Origin of the sequence: Flavobacterium qiangtangense (assembly GCF_042658345.1) — a bacterium.
GTDB classification, from domain to species: domain Bacteria; phylum Bacteroidota; class Bacteroidia; order Flavobacteriales; family Flavobacteriaceae; genus Flavobacterium; species Flavobacterium qiangtangense.
In genome coordinates, this window is record NZ_JBHSQB010000006.1 from 37,794 (window position 1) to 49,589 (window position 11,796).

The 11,796-nt window shown below is 32.2% G+C and carries 8 protein-coding genes; 4 read left to right on the top strand and 4 right to left on the bottom strand.

What is annotated here, in order from left to right; genetic code table 11:
* Positions 1 to 367 precede the first annotated feature (367 nt).
* Complete coding sequence (locus tag ACFPVY_RS07565) at positions 368 to 2,212, top strand: MG2 domain-containing protein (RefSeq protein WP_379791356.1); 1,845 nt, start codon at positions 368 to 370, stop codon at positions 2,210 to 2,212.
* Positions 2,209 to 6,183: an alpha-2-macroglobulin family protein gene (locus tag ACFPVY_RS07570; RefSeq protein ID WP_379791357.1), complete on the top strand. Its 3,975-nt coding sequence runs from the start codon at positions 2,209 to 2,211 to the stop codon at positions 6,181 to 6,183. The genes ACFPVY_RS07565 and ACFPVY_RS07570 overlap by 4 nt, the downstream gene beginning before the upstream one ends.
* 8 nt (positions 6,184 to 6,191) lie before the next feature.
* Here ACFPVY_RS07570 and ACFPVY_RS07575 read toward each other — a convergent pair whose 3' ends face one another.
* Both ACFPVY_RS07575 and ACFPVY_RS07580 read right to left on the bottom strand, forming a co-directional pair.
* Positions 6,192 to 6,683, bottom strand: coding sequence for a hypothetical protein (locus tag ACFPVY_RS07575; protein ID WP_379791358.1), 492 nt, complete (start codon positions 6,681 to 6,683; stop codon positions 6,192 to 6,194).
* Positions 6,684 to 6,800: 117 nt separating this feature from the next.
* A complete protein-coding gene (locus ACFPVY_RS07580; protein WP_379791359.1) occupies positions 6,801 to 8,948 on the bottom strand; it encodes a S46 family peptidase in 2,148 nt (715 codons plus the stop codon).
* Between the two features lie 341 nt (positions 8,949 to 9,289).
* On the opposite strand from ACFPVY_RS07580, the gene ACFPVY_RS07585 reads away from it, so the two are divergent.
* The gene (locus ACFPVY_RS07585) at positions 9,290 to 9,871 is read left to right on the top strand and encodes an outer membrane beta-barrel protein (protein WP_379791360.1); all 582 of its coding nucleotides are present in this window, start codon (positions 9,290 to 9,292) and stop codon (positions 9,869 to 9,871) included.
* A gap of 274 nt (positions 9,872 to 10,145) precedes the next feature.
* Here the strand turns inward: ACFPVY_RS07585 and ACFPVY_RS07590 are convergent, their stop codons facing one another.
* Both ACFPVY_RS07590 and ACFPVY_RS07595 read right to left on the bottom strand, forming a co-directional pair.
* Positions 10,146 to 10,754 carry a TlpA family protein disulfide reductase gene (locus tag ACFPVY_RS07590; protein ID WP_379791361.1) on the bottom strand — a complete coding sequence of 203 codons (609 nt, stop codon included), beginning with the start codon at positions 10,752 to 10,754 and terminating at the stop codon, positions 10,146 to 10,148.
* Positions 10,755 to 10,764: 10 nt separating this feature from the next.
* Complete coding sequence (locus ACFPVY_RS07595) at positions 10,765 to 11,271, bottom strand: hypothetical protein (protein ID WP_379791362.1); 507 nt, start codon at positions 11,269 to 11,271, stop codon at positions 10,765 to 10,767.
* A 225-nt stretch (positions 11,272 to 11,496) separates the two neighbouring features.
* On the opposite strand from ACFPVY_RS07595, the gene ACFPVY_RS07600 reads away from it, so the two are divergent.
* On the top strand, positions 11,497 to 11,712 hold the full coding sequence (locus ACFPVY_RS07600) for a helix-turn-helix domain-containing protein (protein ID WP_379791363.1): 216 nt from the start codon (positions 11,497 to 11,499) through the stop codon (positions 11,710 to 11,712).
* Positions 11,713 to 11,796: the final 84 nt, after the last annotated feature.

Sequence of the window (11,796 nt, forward strand, 5' to 3'; positions counted from 1 at the left end):
TACTTTATTAAAAACAATAAGCACCGATACAATTTACAATCCTGATTTCAGAACATGGTCTGAATCTGACTTTGCCAGAGAGATCAATAAAGCTTCTGAGGAAAGCATCAAAGACACTCAGCTTTTACTAAACACTCCTTTAAAAAATTTCGAAGTTCTTTTAAATTTTGGAATAAATGGAAATGATTTAAATATTTCGTTATACGATTTCTTGGCGTCAAGTCATATAAATAATTTTAACAACGAGGGTGAATATTTTAAAGAATATAATTTTGTTCAACGAAATTTCAAAGAAATCTATTCAGACACCGATAAATTTCAGAGGCTAAATTTAGACAGCATTCGCGGCACTATTCTTTTTAAAAAATTGTCAATTTACCAAACACTTGAAAAAGATTATAGTTCAAAAAATAATGATTACGCGTTGGCTCAAACAATTTTAAAAAGGATTAAAACAATTCATTATTTGTCTTTATATGAAGAGAAATACTTGTCTTCTCTTAAAAATTTTGCAACGAAATTTCAAAGCTATAAATCAGATTTTCAAATAGAAATAGCGAAAGCTTATAGTAATTCTTCTAACGAAGCTGACCCTTTTAATGATTATAAAGTAAAGGCACTTGCACTTGCAGATACAATCATAGCTTCAAATCACGAACGTTCAAGTCGCCAGGCGAAGCAACTAAAACTCTCTATATTGCAAAAACAAATTTACATAAAAACTGAAGAAAATATTATTCCAAACCAACCCAGTAGAGCTTTAGTTAATTATAAAAATATTGATACCATTTATGGTTCATTATACAAAATTCCGAGTACTATTATTTTTGATAAATACGAAAATAACTATAGTGAACAAAAAAAATATACTGATAGCCTTTCTATGGATTTGGCAAGGAGACAAAAGCCGTACTTAACTTTTGAACGGGTGCTGCCAAACAAAAAAGATTATCTACAACACACTACAGAAATTATTCTTCCCGCATTAGAAAAAGGAAAATATTTGATGCTGACATCTCTTTCAAAAGATAGCATAAATCAAGAATCTGCTGTCGCTTATACGGTTTTAAACGCTTCTGATTTGATGGTTTCATATTCAAATTTACAAAACACGTTGCGTTTTCAAGTTTTAAATAGAAAAACAGGAAAACCGGTTGAAGACGCTAACATAACTATCGAAAATAAAGTTTTAAAGACTGATTTCAACGGCTATGCAATGACGGATCTAATAAGTAACAAGAAAAATATAAAGTTACAACTCATTCATAAAAATGACACTATCACCGAAAATTTTTACAATTATAGATATGAAATAAAATCGGCCAAAGAAGAAAAAATGATAGCAAGAGTAAATCTATTTACTGATCGAGCCATTTATAGACCCGGCCAAAACGTTTTCTTCAAAGGAATTTTAATACAAAATATTGAAAATAAGACAGCCGTTGTACCAAATGTGTATGTGAGGATTATAGCAGAAAATACAAATGGTGATGAAATATATAGCGCACGATTAAAAACTAATGAATTTGGCTCCATAACAGGTGAATTTACAATTCCAAAAAATAGCTTGACCGGTAATTTTACAATTTTTGCTGCGGAAGATGATGATTATAAAAGTGATGACCGTTATGAAAAAGAAACAGAATCACATCCGTTTTGGGATAAATTAGATCATTTCCAGACTGGTACCAATTATTTTTTAGTAGAAGAATACAAAAGACCAAAATTCGAAATCGTTTTTGAACCTGTGAAAGAGAATTTTGTAATTGGCCAGAAAATAAAAGTCAAAGGCAAAGCCATGGCATTTGCTGGCTCAGCAATTTCAGATGCTAAAATGACTTACAGTATCAGCAGAAACATAATTCAAAGTAATAAGAATTCTAACAAATATTATGATGAAAATGACGACTACACTATTTCTAACAAAAATTTAGTTACAGATAAAGACGGAAATTTTGAAATTGATTTTACCGCAAGCACCGCACGAGTAATCGATGAGGATGAAACCACTGTTTTTGAATATTTCATCAATGTTCAGATAACGGATATCGATGGAGAAACTAGAAAAAATAACATCAAAGTTAAGGTTGGAAATTATAATTTGGTGTTGGCCACTAAGACCAAAGAAATTGTTGAAGTATCAGATAACCAAACAATTTCATTAACGAGTACAAATTTAACGGCTATTTTACACCTGTTATTGGCGAGGTGAAAATTTATAAACTTAAAGCTCCCGATCGAATTTTGGGTTCGCGTGCTTGGAATGCTCCAGATATCCAAACAATTTCTGAAGAAGATTTTATAAAATTGTTTCCGTATGAGCCTTACTTTAATGAAAATGAAATCACAAAATGGACGAATCAGAAATTGGTTTTTTCTAAAACTATCAATACTGAAAAAGACAAAAAAATTATATTAGATGATCTTAAAAAATTCGAATCTGGAAACTATAAACTATTTTTTAAAGCAAAAGATAGCGCAGGTAAAGAGATTGAAACGACAAATTATTTTAAAATTTACAACAAAAAAGAAAATATCGCACCAGACAAACAGTTGTTTAATCTTGACATACTTAATAAAAATCCAAAAAAGGATGGTTTTTTAGACTTAAAATTATCTTCTTCTTTTCCGTTATTGTATATAAACGTTGAAATTTTTTACGATAGCGGTTCGATTTTTAATAAGGTAATAAAGCTAAACAAGGAACCAAAAATCGTTCGCATTCCAATAAATAAAAATTGGCCAAATAACTTAAAAATCGAAACAGATTTTGTTTTAGAAAATCGGACTTTCGATATGACCACAGAGGTTGATTTGTCTGAGATTAAAGAGACTTTAAATATTGAAACAAAAAGCATTCGAAATAAAATTGAGCCAGGAAGTATTGAAACTTGGTCATTTTCTATTCAAAACAACGATAAAAAAGGAATTGAATCGGAAGCTTTGGCAAATATGTATGATTCTTCTTTAGACCAATTTGCGAATCAGACCTGGCCCACAAATTTAAGCTTCAATAATTACGACGACAATGATCCAGATAGTAAAACTTTTTTAAATTTCGGAAATACAGACAGTTATTTTAAAAATCTGAATGAAGACGTGCCCTATTTTTACGCCTCCCCGATAAAAAATGATTTGAATTGGTTTGGTTTTGATTTTGTAAACCCTGAGAAAAATGTCTTGATTTATAAAAAATACTTGACAGACAAAGTTGCACAACACAATGGAAAATATATAACAGGCGTTGTTTCTGATCTTACAGGGCCTTTACCGGGAGCCACAGTTAACATTGCTGGCACAACCAGAGGAGCACAAACCGATATCGACGGCGAATATAAAATAAAAGCATTATTTGGCGAAACTTTAATATTTAGTTATTTGGGATATGACGACTCTTCAATCACCATCAATGATAACACAATAGATGCAACTTTAATCGAAGGTGTTACCACTGGGGAAGTTGTGGTTACGGGCGCCTTAGGAATTAAGAAGAAACTGAATGCTGTTGGTTCCTCTTACTTTTTTGAAGAAAATGAAATCACCACGCCTTCTAGCGCCTTACAAATGCTTACGGGAAGAGTTTCTGGGGTTCAAATTAATACAAATCCAAATGAAGATTATATAGTAATCAAAGGTTCAGGCAGTTTAACTGAAAAAGACAAAGCATTAATTGTAATCGACGGAAAAGTCGAAAACCTGGAGGTCTTTTCTAAAATCAATCCTTCAACCATATTTAGCATCACTACTTTAAAAGAATCACAAGGAGTTGAACTTTATGGCTCACAGGGAAAAAATGGCGTACTCATAGTTACGACTTTTGCTTCTTTAGAAAATCTGAATAAAGTTGAAACTAGAAAAAACCTTGCAGAAAGTGCATTTTTCTTACCACAACTAAAAACCGACTCGAAAGGAAATTTATCATTCAACTTCACTTCTCCAGAAGCTCTTACAAAATGGAAACTTCAAATCTTCGCGCACAATAAAAAGGCAGTTTCAGGATATTTTGAAAGTTTAATTGTTACCCAAAAAGATATAATGGTGATACCAAATTTGCCAAGATTCCTCCGTGAAAAAGACACGATTACCATTACTACAAAAATTGCAAATATGACTTCTGAAGCAAAATCTGGAATGGCGATGTTACAGCTTTTTGATGCCATTTCCATGGAACCGATTGATGCAAAAATGCTGAATTCAATCAATACCAAATCATTTCAATTGAACGCAAAGGGAAACACATCTGTTTCTTGGAAAATCTATGTTCCCGAAGGTTTGCAAGGTGTTCAGTATAAAATTGTGGCAAAAGCCGGAAACTTTTCTGACGGTGAAGAAAACATACTTCCGGTTTTGACCAATAATATGCTGGTTACGGAAAGTATCCCGGTTTGGGTTCGCGAGAATTCAAGCAAAGAATATACGTTTGAAAACTTGAAAAACAATACGTCAACCACTTTACGAAACCAGCAATTGACTTTTGAATACACTTCAAACCCAACATGGCTTGCGATTCAAGCATTGCCTTATTTGATGGAATACGAACACGAATGTGCCGAGCAGACCTTTGCAAGATATTATGCCAATGCGCTGGCTTCTGAAATTTTAAATAGTAATCCAAAAATCGCAGCAATTTTTGAATCTTGGAACAAATCAGAAAAGCCAATTTCAAAATTAGAACAGAATGAAGAATTAAAATCAATTTTGTTGTCCGAAACACCTTGGATTACTGATGCTTTGAGCGAAGAAGAAAAGAAGAAAAATCTAGCGACGCTTTTTGACTTGCAAAAGATGAAAGATTCGCAGAAAGCAATTTTGGAAAAACTTACAAAAAAGCAAAAACCTTCCGGCGGATTTGCTTGGTTTGATGACGGCGAAGAAAGCGAATATATCACAAGACATATTATTTCGGGCTTGGGACATTTGCAGAAATTATCTAAAAATGCAACAGGCGATTTTGACCAAATTACCAAAAATGGCATTTCTTTTTTAGACCAAAAATTTTTAGAGAATCATAAAAAAACAGAGGTAAATAATAAGTCTCAGAAATTAATTTGGATGTATCCTTACAACAATCTTCATTATTTGTATGCAAGAAGTCTTTATCTAGAAAAATATCCTTTAACGGAAATTGCATCGTCGATTACGCAAAAATACACAGCCAATATCAAGGAAAATTGGCTGAACTATTCTTTGTATGAAAAAGGATTGGCGAGTTTGATCTTGAGCCGTTTTGGAGAAAAAGAAACGGCTAAAACAATTCTCGAAAGTCTTCGTCAAACTTCTTCAAATAATGAAAATTGGGGAATGTACTGGATTGAAAACAAAGCGGGATGGCATTGGTACCAAGCGCCAATTGAAACGCAAGCTTTGTTAATCGAGGCTTTCGCCGAAATTGAGAACGACAAAAAATCAGTTGATGCTATGAAAGTTTGGTTATTGAAAAATAAACAGAACAAAAATTGGCCTACAACAAAAGCAACTACCGAAGCTGTTTACGCTTTATTGATGCAAGGAAATGATTGGATTTCTGTCAAAGACAAAACCGTTATCAAATTAGGAGATGAAAAAATAGTAACCAAAAAGCTTTCAGAAAATGAAAAAGAAGCCGGAACTGGTTATATCAAGATGAATTGGAAATCAGATGAAATTACCAAAGAAATGGCAACAGTTTCAATCAATAATAAATCTGAAGTTCCCGGATTTGGAGGTTTTTACTGGCAATATTTTGAAGAACTTGACAAAATAAAATCAAGTCAAGAAGGTCCGATGACGATTGAGAAGGAATTGTATTTAAAAGCAACAACTTCAGAAGGAAATCAATTGCAAAGAATCACTTCAGAAAAGTCATTGAAAATTGGCGATTTAGTAACCGTGAGATTGGTAATTTCTACGAAAGAAGATATGGAATTCGTGCATTTAAAAGATATGAGAGCTTCTTGCTTTGAACCAATTGATGTGCTTTCAAAATACAAATGGCAAGACGGATTGGGTTATTACCAAAGCACAAAAGATGTGGCAACACACTTTTTTTTCGACAGAATTAAAAAAGGAAAATTCGTTTTAGAATATGACATCCGAGTAAATAATTTAGGCGATTTCTCAAACGGAATTACTACAATTCAAAGCATGTATGCACCTGAATTTTCTAGTCACACGAAGGGAATTAGAATAAAAATTAAGGAATAAAATTTTTACTAATTTCTATCGATGTGCAACGTTCTGCATACAGTTTTCGGCGTTAACTCGATGACAATACGCTTAATTTTATTCTTACTATTACTATTTTGCAAATCTTCGAGATATTTTCTAGAGTAATTAATATCGAAATTAATGTAAATATTATCTGAATCAAAATTACGTTTCATTGTTATTTGCTTCATAAAATCCGCAAAGATAATTTCTTTTTCTAACTCTGTATGTCCTTTAGGAATTTCCACAAAGTAATAAAAAGTATGATAAATATTGTATTCCTTATTTAAGCAACTAATTGCATTCTTATAAATATTAGTATTTTGTTCATTATTTTCATAAAAATACACAAAAAATTGTACGACTCCATACTTAGAATAATCTAGCTCTTTATAATTAAAAGTTTCATTGTTTGACTTAAAAGTTTGCGTGGTTTCATTTTGAGAAAAACAAAAGGAAGAATAAAACAAGGCGAATAAAAGAAGATTTTTCTTCATAATTTTTTTTACAAATATAACTGTTTTCTATACAAAATAACTTCACAAAAAAAATCCGTTTCAGTTTCCCGAAACGGATTTTCAAAATATAAATTTGAACTAATAATTTATACTAAATTATTTTACGATTGTCATTTCGTCAACGATGTGTTTTGCACCAGCGTATTTGTCGATGATAAACAAAACATAACGAATGTCAACGTTGATGGTTCTTTGTAATTTTGGGTCAAAGATAACGTCACCAGCCATTGCCTCGATGTTTCCGTCAAATGCAACCCCGATTAATTCTCCTTTACCATTCAAAACTGGCGAACCTGAGTTTCCACCTGTGATATCATTGTCAGTCAAAAAGTTTACTGGCATGTATCCTGCTTTATCAGCGTATTGACCAAAATCTTTTTTCTCGTTCAATTCAATCAACCTTTTTGGCATGTCAAATTCTTGGTCGTTTGGCTTGTATTTTTTTACAGCACCTTGAAGTGTCGTGTAGTTATTGATTTTCGCATCGTTTCTTTTGTCAGAAGGCAAAGAACGAACTTTTCCGTAAGTCAAACGCAACGTTGAATTTGCATCTGGATACTGGATTTTGTTCAATTTTGATTCTCTCAAACCTTCTACTAAAAGACGGAAAGACTTTTGATAATCGTTATCCAATTTCGTCAATTCCTCAGATTTCGCTCTGTAAGTTGTCAACAAGCTAGAAGAAAGTTGGTACAATTTATCTTCTTTTAATTGCTCAGCATTTGGATTTTTAAGGAAAGCTTCTGCTTTTTCTTTTGAAGCAAAAACACTCGTAGCCAAAGCTTCATCAACAAATTTAGTGAAATCACCATTGTTTGTTTTAGCCAATTCTGCTACGTAAGGTGCAACTGGATATCCCGATTTTTTGTTGTACAAATTCAATTCTGCAATCAAAACATCTCTTTCTAACGGAAGATACATTCCTTCAAAACCAGCATTGATTTGCTCTTGTAATTTCGGCAAAACTTCTGCTTTTTTAGCATCATTTTGAGCCACATAATATTCGATTCCTTGACCGATAGTCGCCGGACCAGCACCAAAAGTACTATTTCTCAACACAGAAGTCAAATAGTTATCGTGTCTTGATTTTTCGTTTGTCGCAGCATAAAATTTGTTAATCGTTGCAACAACGTCGCCATATTTTGCTTTATTTTCTGCTTTGTTAGCCCATTTATTGAACTCTGCTTCCGCTTTTGCTTTTGTATCAGCTGTTTTAAATTTGGTCAAAGCATCAATCATTCCTTGACGGTTTTTCCAGTAATTTGCAACAGAAGCATATTTTGAAGCATAATTTAAACGCACTTGGTCGCTTTTGTCCATGTGAACTTTCATCGCGTCCATCCCTGTTTTTGAACCTTCAACCCAAGCAGGATAAGCAAACTTCACGTTTTGCTCAATTCCACCAGCTGGCATCCAACGGTTTGTTCTTCCTGGGTAACCTAAAATCATTGCAAAATCATTTTCCTGAACACCTTTTAAGCTGATTGGCAAGTGGTGTTTTGGTTTCAATGGAACGTTGTTTTCAGAATATTCAGCAGGATTTCCGTCTTTGTCAGCGTAAACTCTAAACATTGAGAAATCTCCTGTGTGACGTGGCCACTCCCAGTTGTCAGTGTCTCCACCAAATTTTCCAACGCTTTCTGGCGGAGTTCCCACCAAACGAACGTCTTTAAAATCTTGGTAAACAAAATAGTAAAACTCATTGTTTTGGAAGAAAGAACGAACAGAAACAGTATATTTTCCACCTTCATTATTTTCTTTTTCAATCAACGCGCTTTCTTGCTGAATCGCTTTATTTCTTTCTGCTTCAGTCATTGAAGGCGTTAATTTCGCCAAAATTCTTTTTGAAACGTCATCCATTCTTACGAAAAAACGAACATAAAGTGAGCTTGGTTTAATCTCGGCTTTATTGTCTTTTGCCCAAAAACCATCTCTCAAATAATTTGCTTCTGGCGTAGAAACTTCAGCAATTGCGTCATAACCACAGTGGTGATTTGTTAAAACAAGACCTTGGTTTGAAACAATTTCTGCAGTACAACCTCCATTAAATTGAACAATCGCGTCCTTAATACTTGAGTGGTTGATGCTGTAAATTTCTTCAGAAGTCAACTGAAGACCCATTTTTTGCATATCGCGGTGGTTCAAACGTTCGATGAACATCAAGAACCACATTCCTTCATCAGCTTTTACGCTCGCCGGAACAAGCATAATAGCCACGATAAAAGATAAAATTACTTTTTTCATGTGGTGAAAATTTAGATAGTTTATTTGAATTGCTAATTGGACGCCCCAATACAATTGGTTAAAATTTATGGACATAAAATTTCGCCTTGCGAATATAGCCATTTTATATTTTTTGATTATTCTCAAATCGTTTTAAACCAAATAAGACGGATGATTTTAACGAATTTTAAGAATTTTATAAATTGAAGTATTTGAAAATAAAACATATTTTTTTATTAAACACACACATTGAACAGATAATCAAATTTAACACCTAAAATATTTATAATAAAAATAAATAACATTTATTAGATTTATTGAAATAAAAATATATTTTTGTGGTTAATTTTAATTTTTATACGATGAAAAAAACATTTTTAGTTGCCACATTGGCGTTTTTTGGAATGGCGAACGCTCAGAAAGGGACGCTTTTAGTCGGTGGAAACATTGGACTGAGCTCAGAAAAAACAGAATTTGCTGGAGGTTCTGAAACGAAGTCTAATAGTTTTGAATTTTCTCCGACAGTAGGATATCAATTTACTGACAACTGGACGGCAGGTCTGAACGCATCCATCGGGAACGGAAAATCAGAGACAACGGGATCACCAGAATCTAAGACAAATGAATTTAAAGTAGGTCCCTTTGTACGTTATGCGCAATCACTAGGCGGAGCGTTTGCAGTGTATGGAGATTTTGGTTTAGGATATCAAAAACTAAAATCAGAATCTGGAAGTGTTACAACATCCGATGCTAAGGGGATGTATGTTGGTTTTACGCCCGCTCTTTTCATTAATTTCAAAAACAGCTTCGGTTTAAATTTCTCTATCGGAGGAGTTGGTTACAGTTCATTGAAAGATAGCGATGCTGACATAAAACAAAATAATTTTGATTTTAATTTTGGAAAAACGGTAAATATCGGAATTTCGAAAAACTTCAACTTATAAGAAGACGATTCTTCTGTAAAAACAAAAACCGTCAGCTTTAAAACTGGCGGTTTTTTTTTGCTTTAAAAAAGTTCGCTAGTGCGAACTTAATCATTAAAAAATGCATAAAGCAGAGCATTGGCAATTACTCTAAGAATAGCAGTGGCGATATTCAGTATTCAATGAGAATTTACTTTATAAGTAAAAAAATCTTTTTTATGAAAGAAGTTGACTTTAGCACTAAAAAAGGCTGTCTATAATATAGACAGCCTCGCAAATTAATAATTCAAGTCAATTAATTACGTAAATTTAATTCTATTTGATCATAATTATACTCATTTGTATTTTCATAAGTAGCATCAAAAATCATTTTATTTTGTTTGTTATATATTATAAAACTTGGAAAACCCATTTTTTTATAATCACAATCTTTACATATTTCTTGAATTAATTTTTCAGTTCTGATAAATGGTTCTTTTTCATTACCATATTTCTTGGTATCTATAATAAAACTTGGATTATTCAAATTTAATTGTTTTAAATAACTGAAAACTTTTTCAAATCGCTCATCTTGTTCGCCAGTAATTACAAATAAATCGATATTGTCCTTATTCTTTTCTGCAAGTTCAATTAGTTTCGGCAACATCTCTCTGCAAGGAGTACACCAATAGCCATAAAATAAAACAATTTTAAGTTTTTTTGTAGATTTTTCAATCATCTGCAACAATGAAACATTATCTATCTTATATAATTTAACATTTGCTAAAAGAATATTATCCTCAGAAAAATTACTTGCTTCGCTCAAATAATGAACATTTTTAATAGATACTTTTTTTGTTTTACTAGTTTGTGAAAAACTATTTAAACAAATTAATAGAAATGCAGTCAAAATTAATTTTGCCATTTATATAGATTTATTTTGCAGTTACTCTATACCCACCATTTTCACCCAAAGAAGCATCATATTCATATTCACCAGCTCCGAAAGTTATTACTTCAGTTTCTTTATCTATCGTAACGTCCATCGATAAATCATTGTCAATAGTTAAAAAATCTTCTTTAGCAGAATCTTTTTCTAAAATAAATTCAACATAATGTTTTCCCAAGGCATCATCAAACAATATAGGAGTTCTAATTTTACCTTCTTTAAGAGGAGTTGTGGCGCGATCCCAACCTGGAAACCAATCCCAATGGCAAATACCAAAGCCACTTTTACATTGTCTACTTTCTCTACCAAAATCCCAATCAGCAATTACCCACCAACCTTTTTTTGATGACACAGAACTGCCTGTTGGAGCAGTTACATCAATAAAAGTTACTTTTTCAATTTTAGGCTCAGAAATTGAAGTTTCTTCTGAACAACTCCCAATTGCGATTACAATCACTAAAAACAAACTTAATTTAAACTTTTTTAATTTCATCTTGTCAACTTAGATTAATAATTATTATTTTTTAATACTAAAAACAGTTGCTGATAGAAGTAGAACATGCGCATTATCTAATTATAAAAGCATAACAATATTACACACTTTATGACAACAACCGTATGCATCACATAACTAAATAAAAAAAAATTTATAATGCCATTAAAACATTTTACATAATTGCATCGCTCTAAAGTTTACACTAAAAATTATTTAAGCAAAATGAATAAATCAGTATATAAGAATATTTATGGAAAGCGTAGTCAAAAAAACTACACCCAGGAATATATGGCTGCACAGCTTTCAATGACGCAGACTCATTACAGCAAAATTGAGAGAAGCGTAATAGACATCAGTGTTTATAAATTAATTGAAATTGGCAAAATCTTAAATATTGATCCTACAGATTTCTTTTTAACACAAAAAACAAGTTTTTAGATCATCGAGCGTTCATCAAACTACGAGATTACTACGTAATTCTTCTGGATTATGAAATTTATAATTTCTGTTCATATATTATCA